This window comes from Staphylococcus arlettae (genome assembly GCF_002902345.1).
Lineage (GTDB): Bacteria > Bacillota > Bacilli > Staphylococcales > Staphylococcaceae > Staphylococcus > Staphylococcus arlettae.
In genome coordinates, this window is sequence record NZ_PPQB01000005.1 from 360,153 (window position 1) to 383,961 (window position 23,809).

General features: G+C 33.0%; 24 protein-coding genes and 1 riboswitch. Of the genes, 21 read left to right on the forward strand and 3 right to left on the reverse strand.

The annotated features are described in order from the left end of the window. The first annotated feature begins 79 nt into the window (after positions 1–79). The gene (xerD, locus tag CD036_RS01915) at positions 80–967 is read left to right on the forward strand and encodes a site-specific tyrosine recombinase XerD (RefSeq protein WP_103387876.1); all 888 of its coding nucleotides are present in this window, start codon (positions 80–82) and stop codon (positions 965–967) included. A gap of 43 nt (positions 968–1,010) precedes the next feature. Here the strand turns inward: xerD and CD036_RS01920 are convergent, their stop codons facing one another. Beyond that, the gene (locus CD036_RS01920; RefSeq protein ID WP_021458758.1) at positions 1,011–1,520 is read right to left on the reverse strand and encodes a DUF309 domain-containing protein; all 510 of its coding nucleotides are present in this window, start codon (positions 1,518–1,520) and stop codon (positions 1,011–1,013) included. Between the two features lie 92 nt (positions 1,521–1,612). Here CD036_RS01920 and CD036_RS01925 point away from each other — a divergent pair, with 92 nt between their 5' ends. The 6 genes from CD036_RS01925 (at position 1,613) to CD036_RS01950 (ending at position 7,034) form a co-directional block, all read left to right on the forward strand. Next, positions 1,613–2,347 (forward strand): segregation and condensation protein A, encoded by a 735-nt coding sequence (locus CD036_RS01925; protein WP_103387877.1) that lies wholly within the window; start codon positions 1,613–1,615, stop codon positions 2,345–2,347. Continuing rightward, positions 2,331–2,879 carry an SMC-Scp complex subunit ScpB gene (gene scpB, locus CD036_RS01930; protein WP_103387878.1) on the forward strand — a complete coding sequence of 183 codons (549 nt, stop codon included), beginning with the start codon at positions 2,331–2,333 and terminating at the stop codon, positions 2,877–2,879. Before CD036_RS01925 ends, scpB begins: the two co-directional genes overlap by 17 nt. Further along, on the forward strand, positions 2,872–3,606 hold the full coding sequence (locus tag CD036_RS01935; protein ID WP_103387879.1) for a pseudouridine synthase: 735 nt from the start codon (positions 2,872–2,874) through the stop codon (positions 3,604–3,606). The genes scpB and CD036_RS01935 overlap by 8 nt, the downstream gene beginning before the upstream one ends. A 139-nt stretch (positions 3,607–3,745) precedes the next feature. Next, complete coding sequence (locus tag CD036_RS01940; RefSeq protein ID WP_103387880.1) at positions 3,746–4,471, forward strand: response regulator; 726 nt, start codon at positions 3,746–3,748, stop codon at positions 4,469–4,471. Further along, positions 4,455–6,203, forward strand: a complete 1,749-nt coding sequence (locus tag CD036_RS01945) for an ATP-binding protein (RefSeq protein WP_103387881.1) — start codon at positions 4,455–4,457, stop codon at positions 6,201–6,203. The genes CD036_RS01940 and CD036_RS01945 overlap by 17 nt, the downstream gene beginning before the upstream one ends. 78 nt (positions 6,204–6,281) lie before the next feature. Then, a riboswitch (FMN riboswitch) is annotated at positions 6,282–6,418 on the forward strand. Between the two features lie 70 nt (positions 6,419–6,488). Then, positions 6,489–7,034, forward strand: coding sequence for an ECF transporter S component (locus tag CD036_RS01950; RefSeq protein ID WP_103387882.1), 546 nt, complete (start codon positions 6,489–6,491; stop codon positions 7,032–7,034). A gap of 391 nt (positions 7,035–7,425) precedes the next feature. Here CD036_RS01950 and CD036_RS01955 read toward each other — a convergent pair whose 3' ends face one another. After that, the gene (locus CD036_RS01955) at positions 7,426–7,674 is read right to left on the reverse strand and encodes a ferredoxin (RefSeq protein ID WP_021458763.1); all 249 of its coding nucleotides are present in this window, start codon (positions 7,672–7,674) and stop codon (positions 7,426–7,428) included. Between the two features lie 110 nt (positions 7,675–7,784). On the opposite strand from CD036_RS01955, the gene CD036_RS01960 reads away from it, so the two are divergent. The 4 genes from CD036_RS01960 (at position 7,785) to ypdA (ending at position 12,995) form a co-directional block, all read left to right on the forward strand. Continuing rightward, a complete protein-coding gene (locus CD036_RS01960; RefSeq protein ID WP_103387883.1) occupies positions 7,785–8,744 on the forward strand; it encodes a helix-turn-helix domain-containing protein in 960 nt (319 codons plus the stop codon). Beyond that, positions 8,734–10,113: a RecQ family ATP-dependent DNA helicase gene (locus tag CD036_RS01965; RefSeq protein ID WP_002511193.1), complete on the forward strand. Its 1,380-nt coding sequence runs from the start codon at positions 8,734–8,736 to the stop codon at positions 10,111–10,113. Before CD036_RS01960 ends, CD036_RS01965 begins: the two co-directional genes overlap by 11 nt. A 141-nt stretch (positions 10,114–10,254) precedes the next feature. Next, positions 10,255–11,847: a LysM peptidoglycan-binding domain-containing protein gene (locus CD036_RS01970; RefSeq protein ID WP_103387884.1), complete on the forward strand. Its 1,593-nt coding sequence runs from the start codon at positions 10,255–10,257 to the stop codon at positions 11,845–11,847. 161 nt (positions 11,848–12,008) lie between these two features. Continuing rightward, positions 12,009–12,995 (forward strand): bacillithiol disulfide reductase YpdA, encoded by a 987-nt coding sequence (gene ypdA, locus CD036_RS01975; protein ID WP_002511191.1) that lies wholly within the window; start codon positions 12,009–12,011, stop codon positions 12,993–12,995. A gap of 42 nt (positions 12,996–13,037) precedes the next feature. Here ypdA and CD036_RS01980 read toward each other — a convergent pair whose 3' ends face one another. Continuing rightward, on the reverse strand, positions 13,038–14,012 hold the full coding sequence (locus CD036_RS01980; RefSeq protein ID WP_103387885.1) for an asparaginase: 975 nt from the start codon (positions 14,010–14,012) through the stop codon (positions 13,038–13,040). A gap of 79 nt (positions 14,013–14,091) precedes the next feature. Here CD036_RS01980 and cmk point away from each other — a divergent pair, with 79 nt between their 5' ends. The 10 genes from cmk to aroC all read left to right on the forward strand — a co-directional run bounded on the left by cmk (position 14,092) and on the right by aroC (position 23,806). Continuing rightward, positions 14,092–14,751 (forward strand): (d)CMP kinase, encoded by a 660-nt coding sequence (gene cmk, locus CD036_RS01985; RefSeq protein ID WP_021458768.1) that lies wholly within the window; start codon positions 14,092–14,094, stop codon positions 14,749–14,751. Positions 14,752–15,054: 303 nt separating this feature from the next. Beyond that, on the forward strand, positions 15,055–16,236 hold the full coding sequence (gene rpsA / locus CD036_RS01990; protein ID WP_002511188.1) for a 30S ribosomal protein S1: 1,182 nt from the start codon (positions 15,055–15,057) through the stop codon (positions 16,234–16,236). Positions 16,237–16,503: 267 nt separating this feature from the next. Beyond that, positions 16,504–17,814 (forward strand): ribosome biogenesis GTPase Der, encoded by a 1,311-nt coding sequence (gene der, locus CD036_RS01995; RefSeq protein WP_002511187.1) that lies wholly within the window; start codon positions 16,504–16,506, stop codon positions 17,812–17,814. Positions 17,815–17,831: 17 nt separating this feature from the next. Further along, on the forward strand, positions 17,832–18,830 hold the full coding sequence (locus CD036_RS02000) for an NAD(P)H-dependent glycerol-3-phosphate dehydrogenase (protein WP_002511186.1): 999 nt from the start codon (positions 17,832–17,834) through the stop codon (positions 18,828–18,830). Between the two features lie 169 nt (positions 18,831–18,999). Next, a complete protein-coding gene (gene hbs, locus CD036_RS02005) occupies positions 19,000–19,272 on the forward strand; it encodes a non-specific DNA-binding protein Hbs (RefSeq protein ID WP_002483248.1) in 273 nt (90 codons plus the stop codon). A gap of 293 nt (positions 19,273–19,565) precedes the next feature. Further along, entirely contained in the window at positions 19,566–20,144 is a 579-nt protein-coding gene (locus CD036_RS02010) for a heptaprenyl diphosphate synthase component 1 (protein ID WP_021458769.1), read from the forward strand. Continuing rightward, positions 20,141–20,842 (forward strand): demethylmenaquinone methyltransferase, encoded by a 702-nt coding sequence (locus CD036_RS02015; RefSeq protein WP_103387886.1) that lies wholly within the window; start codon positions 20,141–20,143, stop codon positions 20,840–20,842. Before CD036_RS02010 ends, CD036_RS02015 begins: the two co-directional genes overlap by 4 nt. A 25-nt stretch (positions 20,843–20,867) precedes the next feature. Next, on the forward strand, positions 20,868–21,821 hold the full coding sequence (locus CD036_RS02020) for a polyprenyl synthetase family protein (RefSeq protein WP_002511183.1): 954 nt from the start codon (positions 20,868–20,870) through the stop codon (positions 21,819–21,821). A 137-nt stretch (positions 21,822–21,958) separates the two neighbouring features. Beyond that, positions 21,959–22,408, forward strand: a complete 450-nt coding sequence (gene ndk / locus CD036_RS02025) for a nucleoside-diphosphate kinase (RefSeq protein WP_002511182.1) — start codon at positions 21,959–21,961, stop codon at positions 22,406–22,408. A gap of 231 nt (positions 22,409–22,639) precedes the next feature. Further along, the gene (aroC, locus tag CD036_RS02030) at positions 22,640–23,806 is read left to right on the forward strand and encodes a chorismate synthase (protein WP_002511181.1); all 1,167 of its coding nucleotides are present in this window, start codon (positions 22,640–22,642) and stop codon (positions 23,804–23,806) included. Positions 23,807–23,809 lie beyond the last annotated feature (3 nt).

A 23,809-nucleotide genomic window follows, 5' to 3' on the forward strand; every position in this document is an offset into this window, starting at 1 on the left:
TTAACTTTTCACGGTGTGTGTGAAACTTGCCAATCAAAAGAAAAGTAAATCACAACCACTTAAATGTTGAGGTGTGAATATGGAAACAATCAAAGATGAATACTTGAAATTCATACAGTTAGAGAAGGGCTTAAGTAGTAATACTATAGGCGCTTACCGTAGGGACCTAAATAAATACATTACATATCTACAAGATCATAAAATTACACATATAGACTTTGTAGATCGTCAAACTTTACAACAATGTTTAGGTTTTTTGCATGATGAAGGTGCATCAACAAAATCATTAGCAAGATTTATTTCAACCGTACGTAGCTTTCATCAATTTGCTTTAAGAGAGAAATATGCCGCAAAAGACCCTACTGTTCTTATTGAAACGCCTAAGTATGATCGAAAATTACCTGACGTACTTGCAGTAGATGAAATTTTAAGATTGTTAGATGCTCCTGATTTAAGTAAAAATAATGGTTATCGAGATCGAACGATATTGGAATTATTGTATGCTACTGGTATGCGAGTTACAGAATTAATTGATTTAGAGGTTGAAAATGTTAATTTAATTATGGGATTTGTCAAAGTGTTTGGCAAAGGAGGCAAAGAACGTATTGTCCCTTTAGGAGATACAGTAATTGGCTACTTATCTACATATCTTGAAACAGTTAGACCACAATTGTTAAAAACAACTGTAACTAACGCTTTGTTTCTGAATTTACATGGCAAGCCTTTGTCACGCCAAGGTATATGGAAAATGATAAAACAAAACGGCATCAAAGCTAATATTAATAAAACTTTAACTCCTCATACGATGCGCCATTCATTTGCAACGCATCTTTTAGAAAATGGTGCTGATTTACGTGCCGTACAAGAAATGTTAGGGCACTCGGATATATCAACCACACAATTATATACGCACGTGTCAAAATCACAAATTCGTAAAATGTATAATGAATTTCATCCAAGAGCATAACAATTAAAAATCCACAAGCACTGAAAACAGCGCTTGTGGATTTTTAATTGAAACCGTGTAATTTTCGTTGTTGCAAAGCTTGCTTTCTAGCAGCAATTACTTCTGAACGATCACGTTTTATATGATGATGAACAATATAGTCGTCATCAATTACATACGGTGTCACTATATAATTGGGAAATTGTTGGATTATCTGTTGCTCAAACGCAGTGTTAAGGGGTAAATGGACAGGCGCAAAAGGCTGCTCTTGACCCACGTTATCTATCATATTTTGAACTAATGATTTATAGGTAGTTATATCTAAGCCTAAATCTGGTTTAATATTAACTGCATTTATTACGGACAATGCCTTTATAAATGATCGTTTTGCTCCTATTAAATTGCCTCTACGATAATGATAACAACCTGTAGAAAATAATATTAAACTAACAATTGCATCATTTTTATTAAAATGGGGATTTTCTTTCCACGCTTCTTCTAAAATATCATGACATAAAAAATAATGTTGTTCAGTATGAAATTGAAAATAAAATAATTTCAATGCTTCTTTCATTTTATATCGCTCCAAAATTTAATGTTCTTTGTAAACATGGTATAATATTTTAGTGAATTACGCACATAACTTGCAATATGAGGTAGATAAAAATGTATGAAGTGAAATTAGATGCTTTTAACGGACCTTTAGATTTGTTATTACATCTTATCCAAAAATTTGAAATAGATATTTATGATATTCCTATGAAGTCTTTAACAGAGCAATATATGCAATATATTCATGCAATGAACCAATTAGAAATCAATGTTGCAAGTGAATATCTCGTTATGGCCTCCGAATTATTAATGATTAAAAGTAAATTATTATTACCACAAACTGAAACAGAAATTGAATTAGAAGATGATCCCCGTGAAGATTTAGTTGGACGTTTGATTGAATACCAAAATTATAAAGAGTATACAGAACTGTTAAACTCTAAAAAGGCAGAACGTACTTGCTATTTTTCAAAACATCCAACTGATTTATCTCATTTAGAGCGCAATGAAACGTGGGATAGCAAACAAACTATTGATTTAACAGAACTTATTATTGCATATCAAAAAGTAAAAAATAGAATCGCTTTTCAAACACCTAAGACTGTAGACATACATAAAGAAACTTTCACAATTCAACAAGCAACAACGCAAGTACAATCAAGATTGCAACAAGAACAGTCATTCAATTTTTTTAGCTTATTTAATTTTACCGAACCCGTAGAAATGGTCGTTACACACTTTTTAGCAATATTGGAAATGTCAAAATCGGGAATTATAAATATAGAACAAACAAAAAGTTTTGAAGATATTCACATTATAAGGGGGGTAAACTATGGCATTAACGGATAAAGGCATCTTAGAAGCCCTGTTATATACAGCTGGTGATGAAGGCCTCGAGACTAAACAACTAATTGAAATTTTGGAAATTACAGAAGATCAATTAACAACGTTAATCAATAATTATGAGTCAGAAGGTCTGATGATTCAAAAATTTGGGACGACATATGTCTTAACAACACAAAAAGCTGCTGCGCATTATATCGAAAAACTAATCGAACAAAAATCAAATATGAAATTATCACAAGCTGCTATGGAAGTGTTGTCTATTATAGCTTACAACCAACCCCTTACACGTGGAGACATTGAAATGATTAGAGGTATTAACTCTGATGGTGCAGTTAAAACACTCATTGCAAGAGGAATCATCGAGGCAAAAGACGAAGATAATTCACGTAGCCAACAACTCTATACTACAGATTTATTTTTAAATGTCTTTGGTTTAGAAAGTTTAGAAGCTTTACCTACAACAGATGAAGAAGACGAAGAAATAGAAGAATTTTTCAGTAATTTAGTTAACCAAAAAGGAGAATATAATGAGTAAAGAGTTAGAAAGATTACAAAAACGTATTGCAAATAGTGGTTATACATCACGCCGTAAAGCAGAAACATTAATAGTTGAAGGCAAAGTTAAAGTTAATGGAACAGTAACTGATGAGTTAGGAACAAAAGTAAAACCATCTGACGTCATAGAAGTAGAAGGTATTAAATTAGAGCAAGAAGACAAGCTTTATATTTTATTTTATAAACCATCACAAGTCATAACAAGCGTCTCTGATGATAAAGGCCGTACAGTTGTTACTGATTATTTCAAAGAACTTGATACGCGTATTTATCCAGTAGGCCGATTAGACTATGATACTTCAGGGCTATTATTACTGACAAATGATGGTGAATTTACCAATTTGATGACGCATCCTAGATACAAAATTCAAAAAAAATATGTTGCTAAACTTAAAGGCTACTTAATGCGTGAAGAAGTAAAAGCATTAGAAAAAGGTATTATGCTTGAAGATGGTTTAACTCAACCGGCAATCGTTAAAGTTAAAAATCAAGACAAAGAAAAGAATACAACATTAGTAGAAATTACTATTGCAGAAGGTAGAAATCGTCAAGTAAGACGTATGTTTGAACACTTTGGTCATACAATAAGCAAACTACAAAGAATTGAATTTGGACCGCTCAATTTGAAAGGCTTAAATGCAGGTGAAGGTCGTGTCATGACACCTCATGAAGTTAAAACTATACGTCACATGGCAGAAAACGGCTAATTAATGTGACTAATCTATGACATTAGCTAAATCTTTGAGAAAAACTTCACAAACTTGTTCTGTTTGTGAAGTTTTTCGTTAATTACTGTGATATAATACAATTAAATTATAAAGTAATCATGTGTGGGAGGTATTAAACATGCCAAACGAAATACTCATCGTAGATGATGAGGATAGAATCAGAAGATTATTAAAATTATACTTAGAAAGAGAGTCTTTTGAAATTCATGAAGCGAAAGATGGTAAAGAAGCATTGGAAATGGCTATTCACCATGACTATGCTTGTATCTTATTAGATTTAATGTTGCCAGAAATGGATGGTATAACTGTCGCTTCTCGACTAAGAGAATATAAGGAAACACCTATTATAATGCTTACTGCTAAAGGCGAAGAAACGAATCGTGTTGAAGGCTTTGAATCTGGTGCAGATGATTACATTGTTAAACCATTTTCACCTCGCGAAGTTGTATTACGTGTCAAAGCATTGCTGAGACGTACTCAAGTAGCACACACAGAACAAAGTGAACCACATGCTAAGGATTTGATTGAATTTGATCATCTGGTGATAGATAATGATGCACATCGTGTTTTAGCTGATGACAAAGAAGTGAATTTAACACCTAAAGAGTATGAATTATTAATCTTTCTCGCTAAAACTCCAAATAAAGTTTTTGATCGTGAACAACTATTAAAAGAAGTTTGGCATTATGAATTTTATGGAGATTTACGAACTGTAGATACTCATGTCAAACGTCTTAGAGAGAAATTGAATCGTGTCTCTAACGATGCGGCTCATATGATTCAAACTGTGTGGGGTGTAGGCTATAAATTTGAGGTACAAACAGACAATGAATCGACTGAATAATGTTGTCATAAAACTGTGGTTAACTATTATCTTTATAGTAACGACAGTTTTAATTTTATTAAGTGCCGCTCTCATCACTTTTATTCAATCATACTTCACACAAGAAACTGAAAACTCTTTACTTGAGGACGCTAAACAAATTAGCCAACTTGTCGCAGATTCCGATAATAAAGACATTGCTATTGAACATAGTCGCAAGTTAATTGAAGGACCAGTGGGCTTAATTATTATGCCTGATAAAGACAAAGCACAATCCAATAAAAATCAAATCAAAAAACAAATGTATGAAATTATACAAACAGACAAAGACTATCAACAAGTATTTGATGACGGTAAACAAAAATCTGAACATATTAATATTACCGTTAATGGAAAACAACGTACTTATGTGCTTATTGGCTATCCAACTCAGCATATTAATGGCCAGTCGGACAGTAAATATAGCGGTGTATTCATCTATCAAGACTTAAAAAGTATAGAAGAAACAAATAATGCTATTACTGTCATTATTCTTATTATTGCTGTTATTTTTCTTGCTATTACTACTGTCTTTGCGTTCTTTTTATCTTCAAGAATCACTGAGCCATTAAGACAGTTACAAACACAAGCACTTAAAGTATCACAAGGCGAGTATACCCAAACGCCTCCAGTAAATTCCAAAGATGAAATAGGCGAGCTATCACGCGCATTCAACACAATGAGTTCTGAAATTCGACAACATATCGAGGCTTTATCATCTTCCAAAAATATTAGAGATAGTCTCATTAACTCTATGGTTGAGGGTGTTTTAGGTTTTAATGATAAACGAGAAGTTATTCTGTCTAATGAAATGGCTCGAGATATTATTCACTCTATGGATGAATACAGCTCAGAAAAACTAGATCAACAAAATGAGCGAACATTAAGAAATAAAACGACACAATTTGAAGAATATGAAATTAACACCCGTTATTTTGTTATAATAATGAGTTATATTGAACAAATTCAACCTGATGGCCGCAGTGGTATCGTTGCTATTATTCGTGATATGACTAATGAGCATAATTTAGATCAAATGAAAAAAGATTTTATCGCTAATGTATCACACGAATTACGAACACCAATCTCACTGCTTCAAGGTTATACTGAGTCCATAGTCGACGGTATCGTAACTGAACCTGAAGAAATTAAAGAGTCATTATCTATTGTATTGGATGAAACTAATCGTTTAAACAGATTAGTCAATGAGTTGTTAAATGTTGCACGTATGGATGCAGAAGGTTTAACAGTCGAAAAAGAGCTACATTCTATAGATGAGTTATTAGAAAAAATGCAACAAAAATATAAACAACAAGCAATTGATTTGCAATTAGAAATGTATTTAAATGCTAACACTGGTGGTCAATATTGGTTATTTGATTTAGATCGAATTGAACAAGTACTGACAAACTTAATTGACAATGCTACTCGTTACACTGAACCAGGTGATGTTATTACTATTAATTATGGCGAAACTGACACTGAAGATATCTTATATATCAATGATTCAGGTACAGGTATCGCACCTGAACATTTAAACCAAGTATTCGATCGATTTTATAAAGTTGATACATCTAGAAAGCGTGGTAAACAAGGTACTGGTTTAGGCTTATTTATTTGTAAAATGATTATCGAAGAACATGGTGGTAACATATCAGTAAAAAGCGAACTAGGCGTTGGAACAACGTTTATCATTAAATTACCTAAAGCATAATTAATTATTAATCTATCTTGAGCAATAGTATTGTTTTTAACCGAGTAATAAGCTATGATATATCTATAAAATTTGTATATTCATCTTCGGGGTAGGGTGCAAATCCCAACCGGCAGTAATCAAAGCCTGCGACCCATATTGTTGTTTTTAGACAATATGGCTGATCTAGTGAAAATCTAGAGCCGACAGTAAAGTCTGGATGGGAGAAGATGGAGGATTTAGGCATTTTATTTAGCATTTTTCCTCCTATTCGAAGTAAGATGAATGGAAGGAGAAAACTAAATAATGCGTAATAATCAAAAAGAGCTTATCACTATAAGTATGTTAAGTGCGGTAGCGTTTATTTTAACTTTTTTAAAGTTTCCTATACCATTTCTGCCACCGTATTTAACATTAGATATAAGTGATGTACCTGCACTATTAGCAACTTTCACACTTGGACCTGTAGCAGGTATCATTGTAGAGTTTGTTAAAAATTTACTTAATTTCTTATTTAATATTGGGGATCCAATTGGTCCTATGGCAAACTTTTTTGCAGCAACATCATTTTTAGTGGTTGCTTATCTTGTAGCTAAAAATAAACATAATACTAAATCCTTAATTATTGGATTAATCAGTGGCACAATTGCTATGACTATAGTCTTAAGTATACTCAATTACTTTGTATTGTTGCCACTATATGGCATGATAATGAATTTAACAGACATTATGCATAATTTGAAAATTATTATTGTTTCTGGTGTTATACCATTCAATATTATTAAAGGTATTGTAATTTCAATTATCTTTATCTTATTATATCGTCGTCTTAGTAAAGTGATAGAATCATAAAAAGTGCACGGGATATAAATATTTCTGACTAAAAAATAAACGTCAATTTCTATTAAGAAGATATAGAAATTGACGTTTATTTTAGTTTTATGAAATTTTCTAGCTCGCTGTACTATTTTCTTTCGTATATATATTACCATTTAGGAACACCAAATTTTACTTTATGGTAGTGATTTTGAAATGTGCTGACGCCCGGAGGAATAGTATAAGTGAGAGACTACAGGCTCGAACCATACCCTAGGCAAGCATGCACGGTCAAAATCGTAGGTTTTAAATATAAGAGGAGACTGGAACGAATCAATGTTGTCCCAGCCTCCTCTTATTTTGAGAATAAGGATTTACGTCCCATTCTCAATTCTTACCGTGATTGTCAATCGTCATCAACAAGCACTTATTCAAATTTTAAAGCATCCCCATCAAATGGTTCCTCTTCAATTTTAATAGAATCTGTTGGACAACCTTCCAATGCATCTTCCATATCTTCATATAATTCTTCAGGCACTTGCGCTGTGCCTTGGTTGTCATCAAGTATAACATATGCTATACCTTCGTCATCGTAGTCATATATATCAGGGGCAGCGGCGCCACATGCACCACATGCTATACATGTATCCATATCTACTATCGTATATTTAGCCATTTCTTTCGCCTCCTTTGACAAAAATGCTACAATAATATCATACCTAATATTGTAATCATCCCATTTATTTTTTTCAAATGTTTTTGTTTAATAAATAAGAGGAGTAAAACATGTATAATATATTAAATTTTGTGCATTCGCAAGCACATGATTACAAAACTCAAAAAAGCATATTTAATATTATCACAGGCAAAAAGTCTCATCAAACCTTTTTTGATGCTTCTAGCCAACATCTACTTTCATTTTATCATAGTTTACCCAACTTAAAATATCATTCATTCGAGCGAATTTTAACGGAAACTAATGATAATCATACTAATTTAACATTAAAGTGCAACAATAAGCATACCTATGACAGTATGCGTAACACTTTTAATGCCTTACAATTACTTATCCAAACTATTTCGTGTGATATACACAAATTTTATCAATTCACACCAGTATCTCAACAACTACAAGTTCAAAAACAGGTAAAAAAACTATTTAATACTATTAAAAAGCAACAAGAAACAGATAATTTTCTAGCCGAACTACAACAATTGTTGACTGCCATTCATGATACAAACGGTAAAACTTACATACATTATTATTTACAAGGCTATAATGAAAGTATGTATACGCGACAACAAGTTAGTTTAATAGAGAATATCCCACAACATCTGTTAATGGAGTTAGAATACAATGATTTAGTTGAGATGGTTACCCAATTAGAGAATAATTCAAAATATCCATTACTTCATCAACTCGTTTTGCGTCCACCTTTATTAAATAAAACTGAACAAACTTTGCACAGTATACTGGCGCAGCAATCTTTAAATGATATTTTACGAGAGCAAAACGTCAAAATAAATACAATTGAAGATCACCTCATTGAATTATTTATCAAAGGTTATTTATCTGATTATGAAACATATGTAACTACTCAAATGATGGGGGACTTTAGTCACTACTATCCTGAGCATTCAAATGAACGATTGAGAGATATGAAAGCAAGATTTTCTGATTTAAGTTATTTCCAACTTAAACTACTGATTGTCGGTTATCAAAGAGGTGAACTAAATGCTACATAAGGCACTAAAAACTTGGTTTGGTTTTGATCATTTTAATGAAGGACAAGAAGAGATCATTACAAGCGTTTTAAAAAATCAACCTACATTAGGTATTTTACCAACAGGAAGTGGCAAAAGTTTATGTTATCAATTGCCAACTTATATCAAAAGACAACCAACACTTATCGTTTCACCCTTAATATCCTTAATGGATGACCAAGTGAGTCAAATGAAAGCACAAGGAGAATCATCTGTCAGTTGTGTACATTCTGGGATGGACGCTGAAGAAAAACGTCAAAACATCGACAAGTTATCATCTAGTCGCTTTATCTTTTTAAGTCCCGAATTCTTATTACAAGGTACTAATATTAAGCTCATAAAGAATATAAATCTCGGCATGATTGTCTTAGATGAAGCACATTGTCTATCTGAATGGGGCTATGATTTCCGACCTCATTATGCATTAATTAGAAAGGTAACAAAATACTTTCCTCAAGCTACATTGTTAGCGTTAACTGCTACAGCTCAACCTTTTTTAATCGATGATTTAAATGATATGTTGGAAACAAAGTTCCATCAAATTAAAACAACTATGAATCGAAATAATATTATGTTGTCTCATAAAAATTTTAGTAACGATGACGAAAAATTAACATGGCTATTACCGTTTATAGAAAATTCTGGGCCCACAATTATTTATGTATCTTCTAAAAAAATGTGTGCCACTCTTGCACATGCTATATATGAACATGGCTTTTTAACTGGAATATATCATGGAGATATGTCTTACCAAGAAAGGCATACTGTTCAACATCAATTTATTAACAATGAAATTCCGGTTATTGTAGCTACGAGCGCTTTTGGTATGGGAATTAATAAAAAAGACATAAGAACTATTATTCATTATCATTTACCAACGAGCCCCTCAAACTATTTACAAGAAATAGGAAGAGCTGGTAGAGATGGTACTTTAAGCCAAGCGATTAGTTTATATCAACCAGACGATAGTTTCTTATTAGAAACCTTGTTGTTTACTGACGCCATATCAGAAAATGATATTCAATTATTTGAACTTGGTGAATTAATTGATATGAATAAGCATGAAATATTAACAGTGTTAAATGAAATATATACAATCCAAACGCTTAAACGTATCTTTAACACAGTATTTCGACGAAAACAGTTAAGCTATTATAGAATGCTTGGTTATATAAATCTTGATCAATGTCGAAGAAAATACTTACTAGAATTTTTTGGTGAGTCATTTATTAACAAGCCCACTTATTGTTGCGATATAGACAGTGAAGAATTAGACCTAAAACAATTAAATAGAAAAAAAGTAAAACGAAAAATGGATTATTTAGAAAAATTACAAAGTTTGTTCAAATAAATGAGTAATTGCTTTACTTCACTTTTTTAATCAAGCTATAATAAAGCATATAACAAGTATAATTTTATTTTCATTAAATTGTTATACATATCTACCATTGTATAGGGTATAGCTTTGTATGCAAAAAAAGCAAAAGGAAGGATGAGCGGTTTGTCTAATAATAATTTTAAAGATGATTTCGAAAAAAATCGTCAATCTATTGACCCGAAAGAACATCTAGATACAGATAAAGCGAAAGGTTCTGTAGACAATGAAACGGAAAAAGTCACAGATAAGGCTGACGAGCAATTTCCACCAAGAAATTCACAGCGTAGACAACGTAGTCGTAGTACTGCTACAAATCAACCAAATTCAGAACAAGACACTGTGAATCAAGAAGATCATGATGAACAACATCCTACAACAGACAACAACGATTCAGATGTAGAACGTCAACATGATGAACATGATACTGACCGTGATGCGCAACAGGACTCAAACAATGAGCCTGATTCACAAGATGAATCAAGTAACAACAAGAAAAAAGGGGCCGCTGTTGCAGGTAGTGCTGCTGCTGTTGGCGGAGGTGCATACGCTGCCAAAAAACATCATGACAACAATCAAGAAGGACAACACGATGATGCTCAATCACATGATGATAGTGATAAACAGCAAGATCAAGAGAACAAGCAGGTAGATGATCAGCAGCAAAATGATGACAATGACACCAATAATGATTCTAAAAATCATAAAGGTAAGAAAGCTGGTGCTGCAGCCGCTGCAGGTGCGGGCGCTGCTGGTGTAGCTGGTGCGAAATCACATGATAAAGATAACAGCAAACAACAAGAATCAAACAAAAATGAATCAAAAGATGGAAAAGGTAAGAAAGCCGGTGCAGCCGCTGCAGGTGCTGGTGCTGCGGGTGGTGCTACTGCCGCTTCCAAAGCTTCACATTCTGGTGGTAATGGAGGCAATGGCTCCGGTGGCAATGGTGGCAACGGAGCCGGTGATAATAATCAACATGATAACGACGGCAAGAAGAAAAAAGGACTACTTGGTAAATTATTGCCTATACTTGCCGCGATATTAATTTTAGCAGCTATTGCTATTTTTGCAGGAATGGCTTTAACTGGTAACAATGATGATGGTAATAGCGATAACGACAATAAAGTTGCAAATAAATCAGACGATAAAGATAAAAATGCTGATGACAAAGACAATAGCAAAGATAAAGACAAAGCTTCAGATAGTGAAAATGACAATGATTCAAACAACGAACAATCATCAGACGAAAACAATAATGGTGATAACGCAACATCTGATGATTCTAATGCTAATGATTCAGCTAACAACTCAAGCAATTCAAGTGACTCAAGCAACTCACAATCATCAGACCAAGATGGTCAAAGTACTGCTAACACTAGTGGCGAAAATGCTAGCGATGCTAGTAATGATGGTAGTTCTTCTGATCAAAATAGTCAAAGTCAATCACAACAAAGTCAGCAAAGCTCTGATAATCAACAATCAGATCAAGCAAACAGTAATACGTCCGATTCTACAGACGATAGTAGTCAAGCCACAAACAATGATTCACAAGGTCAACGTACACATGTTGTAAATGGTCAAAACTTATATCGTATTGCTATTCAATATTACGGTGAAGGCTCACCAGAAAATGTTGAAAAAATTAGAGAAGCTAATGGTATCTCAGGCAATGACATTCATAATGGTCAACGTCTAGTAATACCTCAATAATGAAAATGAAAGACCGAGCAGTAATTGCTCGGTTTTTTTTGTGAAATTTTAATATAAGTTTTATAAAAATTCAGCGACTTGCAACACAATTTCATTTCGATTATTTGGATTTTTCTATACTATTGGTATAATATATTAGTGGTTAAAGGAGGCAGACAATAATGCAAACTGTAGAAAGCATAATTATCGGTGGTGGCCCATGTGGTTTAAGTGCCGCAATCGAACAAAAGAAAAAAGGAATCGAAACATTAGTAATAGAGAAAGGTAATGTTGTAGAAGCTATTTATAATTATCCTACACATCAAACATTTTTCTCATCCAGTGATAAATTAAGTATTGGTGATATTCCTTTTATTGTAGAAGAAAGTAAACCACGTAGAAACCAAGCATTGGTTTATTATAGAGAAGTAGTAAAACATCATCAACTTAATATTAATCCTTTTGAAGAAGTATTAACTGTTAAAAAAATCAATAATCGTTTTACTATTACAACAACTAAGGATGTATATCAGTGTCGCTTTTTAACTGTCGCAACAGGTTACTATGGCCAACATAACCAGTTAGAAGTTGAAGGTGCAGAATTGCCTAAAGTAAATCACTACTTTAAAGAAGCTCATCCTTACTTTGGACAAAACGTGGTTATTATTGGTGGGAAAAACTCTGCGGTTGATGCGGCTTTAGAATTAGAAAAAGCGGGCGCACACGTTACCGTTTTATATCGAGGTCAAGATTATCCTAATGCTATTAAACCTTGGATATTACCAAACTTTGAATCATTAGTGAGAAACGAAAAAATCAATATGGTATTTAATGCTCAAGTAACCAAAATTACAGAAACATCTGTTCAATATGAAAACGATGGTCACACATATGAAATTCCAAATGATTACGTCTTTGCAATGATTGGATATCATCCCGATTATACTTTCTTACAATCTATTGGTATCGATATTAATACTAATGAGTTTGGTACTGCTCCCGTATATAACAAAGAAACATTTGAAACAAATGTAGTCAATTGTTTTATCGCCGGTGTGATTGCAGCAGGAAATGATGCAAATACAATATTTATTGAAAATGGTAAATACCACGGCGGTATAATTACTCAAAGTATTTTAACTAAAAAGCAAACACCTTTAGAATCTTAAAAAAAGCTAGTGTCTTATAATATATAGACACTAGCTTTTTTATTATAATTGTGATTCAAAATATTTCTTTAATTGTTCATAAGACAAATTATTACTTAAGCCAACTAATAATTTTAACCTAGCTTTAGGACCGTTTAGACCATTTGAGAAAATAACACCTTTTTGTTCTAATGTTGCTCCGCCACCTTCATATGCATAAATGGGGCCGACTATACCATTAAAGGAACGAGAAACTAATACAATTGGAATGTTTTTAGCTAAACATTGTTGCAAACCTTCTAAACATGTAGGAGGTAAATTACCTTGTCCTAATGCCTCAATGATAATTCCATCAACATTCTCATTACTATAAAATGATAACACATCACTTTTCATTCCCATATAAGCTTTGATTAGAGGAATATTGAGTTCAGCATTAATATTATTTAAGATCATATGGTCATATGGGCGATGATGAAACTGAACACTATTTTTAGTAATAACACCTAATGGACCGTGGTTAGGACTTTGGAACGTATTAGTATTAGATGTGTGTGTCTTTGTCACGTTTCTTGCAGTATGAATCTCATCATTAAAGACAACCATAACACCATTATTTGCTGCTTCATCTGTAGATGCTACTCGAATAGCGGAAATAAAATTATATAAACCGTCTGAACCAATTTCATTTGATGAGCGCATTGCTCCAGTAATCACAACTGGTTGTGTTATATCCATTGACAAATCTAGCAAATAGGCAGTTTCTTCTAATGTATCAGTGCCGTGAGTAATTACATAACCATCATATTCATGTATACTGTGTGCTTCTTCAATTATTTGTTTCAATTGTTGGATATGATGAATTTGTATATGTGGTGATGGTACATTCATTGGGGTTATTTCGGTTACATCTGCATACTTTTCAATTACCTCTGCGTGATTTGATATTGGATTATTAGCATTGGTAACAACTTGATTTGACTCATCTTGCGACATACTAATAGTACCGCCTGTATGGATGACAAGAAGTTTTTTCATGACTGCATTCCTCCTATTTATAAACTACGTATTTATGATAAAATATAATTCATAATACAACAAGGAAGGGTTTCGTACAATGAATTTAATTAATATTGCATTAGATGGACCAGCAGCAGCTGGTAAAAGTACAATTGCTAAATTAGTAGCAGCTAAGTTAGCAATGATTTATGTAGATACAGGTGCTATGTATCGCGCTATAACATATAAATATTTACAACAAAATAAGCCAGAAGATTTTGACAAGCTTATTGCATCAACAACATTGTCTTTAACGTATGATGAAGACAAAGGCCAACGCATTATACTTGATGACAATGATGTAACTGATTTCTTACGAGAAAATGATGTTACAAATCATGTATCATATGTTGCTTCAAAAGAGCCTGTAAGAACTTTTGCCGTAAAAAAACAACAAGAACTTGCGAATAACAAAGGTATTGTCATGGATGGGCGAGATATCGGTACTGTCGTTTTACCAAATGCTGATTTAAAAGTTTATATGATTGCTTCTGTAGAGGAACGCGCAGAACGTAGACAAAAAGATAATGAACTAAGAGGCATCGAATCAAATATCGAACAACTAAAAGCAGAAATTGAAGCGCGAGATCATTATGATATGAATCGTGAAATTTCACCATTAAAAAAAGCAGACGATGCACTGACTTTAGATACTACAGGTAAATCTATTGAAACAGTAACTAACGAAATTTTAGAAATGGTCAATAATATTAAATAATTAAGTCAATTAAATTAATTTTCATAGTTGATTTATAGAATTTCGTCTTTTTTTTCAAAATTTTCTTATTCTACGTTTATAATTTAATTAAAATAGGGTACTTAGAAACTATATGTTTCAAAAATTGCAAGAATAGTTTAATTCGTTTTGTTATATACTACTAAAATAATTGATAAATTGTGGAGTTCTAGCTTCACTTTTACATAGTTTTTATACAAAACATGGGTTGCTGTGGTATTTCTTGACAATTTGGTTACTTTGTAAGATGTTATAATTATGTAGTGTAATAAGGAGGCAGACAAGATGACTGAAGAATTTAATGAATCAATGATTAATGACATTAAAGAGGGAGATAAAATTACTGGTGAAGTTCAATCACTAGAAGACAAACAAGTGATTGTCCATGTCAATGGCGGTAAATTTAACGGAATTATCCCAATTAGTCAATTATCAACACATCATATCGATAATCCAAGTGATGCGGTAAACGTAGGTGATGAAATTGAAGCATATGTTACGAAAGTCGAATTAGACGACGAAAACGAAACAGGTGCTTACATTTTATCTAAAAGACAACTAGAAACAGAGAAATCTTATGACTATTTACAAGAAAAACTAGATAGTAATGAAACTATTGAAGCTAAAGTTACCGAAGTAGTTAAAGGCGGTTTAGTAGTAGATGTTGGACAACGTGGGTTTATTCCTGCTTCATTAATATCAACTGATTTCATTGAGGATTTCTCTCATTTTGATGGACAAGTTCTAGAATTAAAAGTCGAAGAATTAGATCCAGAAAATAATCGTGTCATTCTTAGTCGTAAAGCTGTACAAGAAGTTGAAAATGCTAAAAAGAAAGATCAACTTCTCCAATCACTAACTGAAGGTGATGTCATTGAAGGTAAAGTCGCACGATTAACTAACTTTGGCGCCTTTATTGATATTGGCGGTGTAGACGGTTTAGTTCACGTATCTGAATTAGCACATGAACATGTAAAAACACCTGAAGATGTAGTTGCTATTGGCGACGACGTTAAAGTTAAAATTAAATCTATAGATAAAGATAGTGAACGTATTTCCTTATCTATTAAAGACACTTTACCTAGCCCGTTTGAATCTATCCGTGGCGAATTCAATGAAGGTGATATCATTGAAGGTAAAGTCGTACGCTTAACTAGTTTTGGTGCTTTTGTGGAAATTAAAGCTGGTGTGCAAGGCTTAGTTCACATTTCAGAAATAAGTCACAAACATATCGGTACTCCAGGCGAAGTATTAGAAGCTGGTGACATAGTGAGTGTCAAAGTCCTTGGTGTCGATGTCGAAAATGAACGTATCTCTTTATCAATCAAAGCAACATTACCAAATGAAGATGTTGTCGAAAGTGATGATGAAACGACGAAATCATATTTAGATACAAGTGACGATGAAGAAGACAATCCTACATTAGGAGATGTATTTGGAGATAAATTAAAAGACTTCAAATTTTAAAGTTTTCAATTAAATATTAAACTTAAATCTTGTCCTGATTGACAGAAGGGCAAGATTTATTTTATGTTCAAAATTATAATAATTTCAGAATTTATTAACTTTGTTGATAAAACAATTAATATTAGTAATGTAAGCATATACGTCGTTAAAGGGTATTTATAAAAAACTGCCGAATTAATTTCAGGAAAGTTGTTTCAAAATTTCTTTTTCTTTAGTGATGCCATATGATAGAATTATAGAGATTTAATATAGAGAGGAAGTTAGGTAATGACTAAACCTATAGTAGCAATTGTCGGTAGACCGAATGTCGGTAAATCTACAATTTTTAATAGAGTAGTGGGTGAACGTGTATCTATTGTCGAAGATACTCCAGGTGTTACTCGTGATAGAATTTATTCTACAGGAGAATGGTTAACTCATGACTTCAATATCATTGATACAGGTGGTATTGAAATTGGAGATGCTCCATTCCAAACTCAAATTAGAGCACAAGCAGAAATTGCGATTGATGAAGCAGATGTGATTATTTTCATGGTGAATATTCGCGAAGGTTTAACACAAAGTGATGAAATAGTCGCACAATTATTATATAAATCCAAAAAACCAGTAGTATTAGCAGTCAACAAAGTTGATAATCCGGAAATGCGCAACGAAATTTATGACTTTTATGCATTAGGTTTTGGTGAACCTTATCCAATTTCTGGTTCACATGGCTTAGGATTAGGTGATTTATTAGATGCTGTTGTTACACATTTTAAAGAAGATGTGGAAGATCCTTATGATGAGGATACAATTCGTCTTTCTATAATTGGTAGACCGAATGTCGGTAAATCTAGTTTAGTTAATGCAATTTTAGGTGAAGATCGTGTTATTGTGTCGAATGTTGCTGGTACAACACGTGATGCGGTTGATACAGAATATTCATATGATGATCAAAATTTTGTCCTTATAGATACTGCTGGTATGCGTAAAAAAGGAAAAGTCTATGAATCCACAGAAAAATATTCTGTCTTACGTGCTTTAAAAGCAATAGAACGCTCAAATGTTGTACTCGTAGTCATAGATGCTGAGCAAGGTATTATAGAACAAGATAAACGTGTCGCAGGTTATGCGCACGAAGAAGGAAAAGCCATTGTCATCGTTGTCAATAAGTGGGACACTGTTGATAAAGAAACGAATACAATGAAAAAATTTAAAGATGAAGTGCGAAAAGAGTTTCAATTCTTAGATTATGCCGAAATCGCGTTCGTCTCTGCAAAAGAACGCCAACGATTAAAAACGTTATTCCCATATATCAAAGAAGCAAGTGAAAATCATAAAAAACGTGTCAAAAGTTCAACACTTAATGAAGTGGTTACAGATGCAATTTCTATGAATCCTACTCCAACCGATAAAGGACGTAGATTAAATGTATTTTATGCTACTCAAGTAGCTATAGAGCCGCCAACTTTTATTATTTTTGTTAACGATGTAGAATTAATGCATTTTTCGTATAAACGTTATTTAGAAAATCAAATTCGTGATGCATTTGGTTTTGAGGGCACACCAGTGCACATCTTACCTAGAAAAAGAAATTAAATCGGGGGGATTTACTTATGGTACAAGTTACCGTATATGGAACTGGAAGTTTTGGTACTGCATTAGCTAACGTTTTAGCTGAAAATGGACATGATGTCTTAATGTGGGGAAAAAATAATGAAACAATTGAACAAATAAATTCGCAACATGTAAATACCAAATATTTAAAAAATGCAGAATTAAACCACCAAATAAAAGCAACTAACGATCTAACGCAAGCAGTTACATTTGCAGACGTATATTTAATTGCCCTACCTACTAAAGCAATTAGAGAGGTTTTAGGACAAATCGATGCGTTAATCACTAATAAGAAGATTTTTATCCATGTTGCTAAAGGGATTGAAAACAATACCTTTAAACGTGTTTCAGAAATGATAGAAGATACAATTTCGTCAGAACATAATGATGGCATTGGCGTTTTATCTGGACCTAGCCATGCCGAAGAAGTTGTCATCAAACAACCAACTACAGTAGCAGCTTCTTCCAATAGTGAAACTATTAGTAAATTAATTCAAGATTTATTTATGAATGATTATTTACGTGTGTATACAAATAGTGATTTAATCGGTGTAGAACTCGGTGGCGCCTTAAAAAATGTCATTGCTGTTGCCAGTGGCGTAATAGCAGGTATGGGCTTTGGTGACAATGCCAAAGCAGCTCTTATGACTCGTGGTCTCGCAGAAATTAGTCGATTAGGCGAAACATTAGGTGCAGACCCAATGACTTTTTTAGGTTTAGGTGGCATTGGTGATTTAATAGTTACATGTACATCTACCCATTCAAGAAACTATACTTTAGGTTATAAACTAGGCGAAGGTAAATCTTTAGATACAGCACTTGATGAAATGAATATGGTAGTAGAAGGTGTCTATACAACAAAATCTGTTTATCAATTATCTAAAAAGTATAATGTCGACATGCCTATTACCGAAGCTTTATACAATGTGTTGTTTGAAAATACACCTGTTGAAGAAAGTGTTAAGTACTTAATGGAGCGTGGAAAAAAAGCCGAATAACGAAGTAATTTTACACTATTAAGACAATAGATTACTTTTTTAAATAAAAATCCCTTTAATTCAAGCTTTTTCGTATATAAATCATTGCAGTAGCAATATTTGTTGTGTTAAAGTCATAGCATAATGATATTAAGATATCATTATTAACCCTAGGGGAGGTGAATTCGTAATGAACAAAACTGATTTAATCAACGCTGTTGCAGAACAAGCTGATTTAACTAAAAAAGAAGCAGGTTTAGCTGTGGATGCAGTATTCGAATCAATTCAATCATCACTTTCTAAAGGTGAAAAAGTACAATTAATTGGATTCGGTAACTTTGAGGTACGTGAACGTGCTGCACGTAAAGGACGTAACCCTCAAACTGGTAAAGAAATTGATATCCCTGCAAGCAAAGTTCCAGCATTCAAAGCTGGTAAAGCTTTAAAAGACGCAGTAAAATAATTCTTTACTTTACATCAAAGCCCTTTAATAAAGGGGCTTTTTCTTTTTACATAAATTAATACATATAATATAAAATCAATAAATAAAACGTTATTTTTGTCTAAATATATATAAGTTGTTAACATTGATAAGTTAGAAAGTGCATATTGGGCAACCAACTTTTTGTTTAATGTTATAATAGTTAGGCTGACCATATAGAATAAAAAGTTTTCTTAAATACTTTAGTCATCCTTGATTTTAATTTCTATCATATAATGTTACTATGTATATTGATTATAAAGTGAGGTGTGAACATGGAATCAACATATACTATATTAAAAAAACAAATTACACAAAGACTTGCTGATGTACCTTTACATCAACCTATACATATTAATCGCGCATTAAGTGACGTACTTGATTCATATGACATACCTGAAAAAGCGAAACTAGCTTGCCTCACTATTGACACAGCAATGTGTCATTTAGATGCCGTTCCAGGTGATCATCTTTCTAAACAATCCATATTAATTGGTGATTTGTTGAGCGCACATTTTTACACGATTTTAGCTGAACTAAACAACCCTAGTTATCAAGCAAAAATTAGCCAAGCAATCGTTGAAGTAAATGAATTGAAATCTTCTATTCACCATAACCAAATAGATAAACAGCAAATAGAAAAAACTATATTGACCATTGAATGTCTGTTTCCTATTGTGACCATTCAACATTATATTGCTGATGTTAATACGATTGATATTCAAGCAAAAATGTTCAATCATGATGATGCACATTTATCATTCTATTTAAGACAATATTCGAAAGAGGAACAAAATACATTTTTCAAGAATATAAAACAAAATTATATTCATAAAAGAGGTAATTTAAAATGACTGAAAACAATGCTAAAAAAGAACAAGTACATACAGTATTCCAAAATATATCAAATAAGTATGATCGTTTAAACAATATCATAAGTTTTGAGCAACATGTTTTATGGCGTAAACATACGATGAAAGAAATGGCTGTAACTAAAGGAGCAAAAGCATTAGATGTTTGCTATGGCACAGCTGATTGGACAATTGCTTTAAGCAAAGCAGTCGGCACTACTGGTGAAGTTTATGGCGTCGATTTTAGTGAAAATATGCTCGCAGTGGGCGAAGAAAAAACAAAAGATATAGATAACATCACACTTATTCATGGAGATGCTATGGACTTACCGTTTGATACAAATTCATTTGATTACGTAACTATTGGCTTTGGCTTAAGAAACGTTCCAGATTATTTGGCTACATTAAAAGAATTGAATCGAGTACTAAAACCTGGAGGTATGGTGGTTTGTTTAGAAACAAGTCAGCCGACGTTACCTGTGTTCAAACAATTTTATAAAATGTATTTCAAATTTGTAATGCCAATTTTTGGTAAAATTTTTGCAAAATCTAAAGATGAATACGAATGGTTACAACAATCTACATTTAATTTCCCAGACAAAGAGAAATTACGTCGTTTATTTAATCAAGCTGGTTTCAGCAATATGAAAGTACGTAGCTATACAGGTGGCGTTGCTGCAATGCACCTTGGCTATAAATAATACGAAACAACCAAAGGTGATTAGCGTGGCAAAGTTAAATATGAACAGTGAAATAAAGAAAATTGAACAACGATTACAACTAGCAATCACTAGTAAAGACAAAGTACTCGAAAATGCTGCTTTCCATTTATTGTCTTCTGGGGGTAAACGTGTTAGACCTGCATTTGTTATCTTAAGTAGCCAGTTTGGTGAAGATAGAACTGAGTACACCTACAGAGTTGCAGTAGCGTTGGAACTTATTCACATGGCAACACTAGTCCATGATGATGTAATTGATAAAAGTGATAAACGACGCGGCAGACCTACAATTTCTAAAAAATGGGACCAAAACACAGCAATTTTAACCGGGAATTTTTTGTTAGCACTTGCTTTGGATTATATTTCGTATATTCCTGATAATCATGTACACGCTGTTATCTCTAATGCGATTATAGATGTTTGTAAAGGGGAACTCTTTCAATTTCGAGATCAATTTAATGCGCAACAATCCATAACTAACTATTTACGCCGTATCAATAGAAAAACAGCTCTTTTGATTCAATTATCAACTGAAGTCGGTGCCATTTCTTCTGGAGCAGACGAAGAAACTGTGCGTAAATTAAAGATGATTGGTCATTATATTGGTATGAGTTTCCAAATTGTAGACGACATATTAGATTTTACTAGTACAGAAAAACAATTAGGAAAACCAGTAGGTAGTGATTTGATGAATGGCCATCTCACATTACCAGTTTTACTTGAGATGCGCAGTAACCCAATGTTTAAAGCAAAAATTGAAGCGTTACATAGTGATAGTCCAAGAATAGCTTTTGACGAATGTGTCTCAATTATAAGACACTCTGACAGTATTAAAGTGGCTCAAAACATTAGTGATCAATACTTAAATAAAGCACTAACACTTATTGAGTCCTTACAAAATAAAGAAGCTAAAAGTTTATTTAAAAAATTGATACAAAAAATGAGTAAAAGAAGTATGTAAGTTATGTAAAAACATTGAAAGCGCTTTTACATCCTGTTATTATAGTGTTATGCTGATTATATATCGTATAACATAATTCATGCGGTTAATTTAACAATTATTCAGCGTGATACATAACACAGGGGGATTTACGCACAATGGAAAGAACATTCTTAATGATTAAACCGGACGCGGTACAACGTAATTTAATTGGTGAGATTATTACTCGCCTTGAAAATAAAGGACTTAAATTAGTAGGGGCTAAGTTAATGTCAGTACCAAAATCTTTAGCCGAAACACATTACTCTGAACATGTTGATAAACCATTTTATGGGAGTTTAGTATCGTTTATTACATCTGCGCCAGTATTTGCGATGGTTGTTGAAGGTGAAGATGTTGTAAGTGTATCACGACATATCATTGGTACTACAAACCCAACTGAAGCGGCACCTGGAACAATTAGAGGAGATTTAGGCTTAACAGTAGGTAGAAATATTATCCATGGTTCTGACTCAGTTGAGTCTGCTAAAAGAGAAATTAGTTTATGGTTCAATGAAGACGAGTTGACAGATTATCAACAAACACGTGAACCGTGGATTTATGAATAATATAAATAATTAGTATAAAGGCAGGAATACAATTCAGTATTCTCGCCTTTATTTTTTATGCCTAAAACAGTAATATCATATCCGTTTTATAGCTTTCAATGTTACACTGGAACTAAAATAATCATATCGAGCTAATTATTTATTAAATTTTCTGTTAATATGATTATCTGAATATGGTAAGATAGAAAACATATCATTAATTTAAAGTATTAAAGAACGGAGTGTGCATATATGAGATATTTAACATCAGGCGAATCACATGGCCCACAATTAACGGTGATTATTGAAGGAGTACCTGCTAATTTAACAATTAATGTTGAAGATATAAACGAACAAATGTTTAAACGCCAAGGTGGTTATGGTAGAGGACGTAGAATGCAAATTGAAAAAGATACGGTTGAAATCGTTTCTGGTGTTCGTAATGGTTATACATTAGGGAGCCCTATCACTCTAATCGTCAAAAACGACGATTTTACACATTGGAAAAATATCATGGGTGCAGATCCAATAAGCGAAGAACAGCAAGAAAATATGAAACGTGTTATCACTAAACCTCGTCCGGGGCACGCTGATTTAGTAGGAGGTATGAAGTATAACCACCGCGATTTACGTAATGTGTTAGAACGTTCTTCTGCACGAGAAACTGCAGCACGAGTAGCTGTAGGTGCAGTTTCTAAAATTCTTTTAAAACAATTAAATATTGATTTCTATAGTCGTGTAGTTGAAATTGGTGGCGTTAAAGACCAAGGTCTTTATGACTTAGAAACAATTAAATCTAACGTTGATAAAAATGATGTACGTGTAATCGATGAAAGTATTGCTCAGTCTATGAGAGATAAAATTGATGAAGCGAAAAAAGCAGGAGATACCTTAGGTGGTGTAGTACAAGTTATTGTAGATGGATTACCTGTTGGTATTGGAAGCTATGTACACTATGATCGTAAATTAGATGGCAAAATTGCCCAAGGCGTCGTGAGTATCAATGCATTTAAAGGTGTAAGTTTTGGCGAAGGTTTTGATGCTGCTGAAAAACCAGGCAGTCAAATTCAAGATGAGATATTATATGATGAAACAAATGGATACCACAGAGGCTCTAATCATTTAGGTGGATTAGAAGGGGGCATGTCTAACGGAATGCCTATTATCGTTAACGGTGTAATGAAACCTATTCCTACGTTATACAAACCTTTAAACTCAGTAGATATTAATACTAAAGAGTCTTTCAAAGCTTCTATCGAACGTTCAGACAGTTCAGCTGTACCAGCAGCAAGTGTAGTGGTTGAAAATGTTGTTGCTTTTGAAGTTGCAAAAGCACTATTAGAGGAATTCCAATCTAATCACATTGAGCAATTACAAGCACAAGTTGAAGAACGTCGCGCTTTAAATATCGAATATTAATCA

Coding starts and splice junctions, on each gene's coding strand:
- xerD (WP_103387876.1), top strand. CDS start 80: ATGGAAACAATCAAAGATGAATACTTGAAATTCATACAGTTAGAGAAG.
- CD036_RS01920 (WP_021458758.1), bottom strand. CDS start 1,520: ATGAAAGAAGCATTGAAATTATTTTATTTTCAATTTCATACTGAACAA.
- CD036_RS01925 (WP_103387877.1), top strand. CDS start 1,613: ATGTATGAAGTGAAATTAGATGCTTTTAACGGACCTTTAGATTTGTTA.
- scpB (WP_103387878.1), top strand. CDS start 2,331: ATGGCATTAACGGATAAAGGCATCTTAGAAGCCCTGTTATATACAGCT.
- CD036_RS01935 (WP_103387879.1), top strand. CDS start 2,872: ATGAGTAAAGAGTTAGAAAGATTACAAAAACGTATTGCAAATAGTGGT.
- CD036_RS01940 (WP_103387880.1), top strand. CDS start 3,746: ATGCCAAACGAAATACTCATCGTAGATGATGAGGATAGAATCAGAAGA.
- CD036_RS01945 (WP_103387881.1), top strand. CDS start 4,455: ATGAATCGACTGAATAATGTTGTCATAAAACTGTGGTTAACTATTATC.
- CD036_RS01950 (WP_103387882.1), top strand. CDS start 6,489: ATGCGTAATAATCAAAAAGAGCTTATCACTATAAGTATGTTAAGTGCG.
- CD036_RS01955 (WP_021458763.1), bottom strand. CDS start 7,674: ATGGCTAAATATACGATAGTAGATATGGATACATGTATAGCATGTGGT.
- CD036_RS01960 (WP_103387883.1), top strand. CDS start 7,785: ATGTATAATATATTAAATTTTGTGCATTCGCAAGCACATGATTACAAA.
- CD036_RS01965 (WP_002511193.1), top strand. CDS start 8,734: ATGCTACATAAGGCACTAAAAACTTGGTTTGGTTTTGATCATTTTAAT.
- CD036_RS01970 (WP_103387884.1), top strand. CDS start 10,255: ATGAGCGGTTTGTCTAATAATAATTTTAAAGATGATTTCGAAAAAAAT.
- ypdA (WP_002511191.1), top strand. CDS start 12,009: ATGCAAACTGTAGAAAGCATAATTATCGGTGGTGGCCCATGTGGTTTA.
- CD036_RS01980 (WP_103387885.1), bottom strand. CDS start 14,012: ATGAAAAAACTTCTTGTCATCCATACAGGCGGTACTATTAGTATGTCG.
- cmk (WP_021458768.1), top strand. CDS start 14,092: ATGAATTTAATTAATATTGCATTAGATGGACCAGCAGCAGCTGGTAAA.
- rpsA (WP_002511188.1), top strand. CDS start 15,055: ATGACTGAAGAATTTAATGAATCAATGATTAATGACATTAAAGAGGGA.
- der (WP_002511187.1), top strand. CDS start 16,504: ATGACTAAACCTATAGTAGCAATTGTCGGTAGACCGAATGTCGGTAAA.
- CD036_RS02000 (WP_002511186.1), top strand. CDS start 17,832: ATGGTACAAGTTACCGTATATGGAACTGGAAGTTTTGGTACTGCATTA.
- hbs (WP_002483248.1), top strand. CDS start 19,000: ATGAACAAAACTGATTTAATCAACGCTGTTGCAGAACAAGCTGATTTA.
- CD036_RS02010 (WP_021458769.1), top strand. CDS start 19,566: ATGGAATCAACATATACTATATTAAAAAAACAAATTACACAAAGACTT.
- CD036_RS02015 (WP_103387886.1), top strand. CDS start 20,141: ATGACTGAAAACAATGCTAAAAAAGAACAAGTACATACAGTATTCCAA.
- ndk (WP_002511182.1), top strand. CDS start 21,959: ATGGAAAGAACATTCTTAATGATTAAACCGGACGCGGTACAACGTAAT.
- aroC (WP_002511181.1), top strand. CDS start 22,640: ATGAGATATTTAACATCAGGCGAATCACATGGCCCACAATTAACGGTG.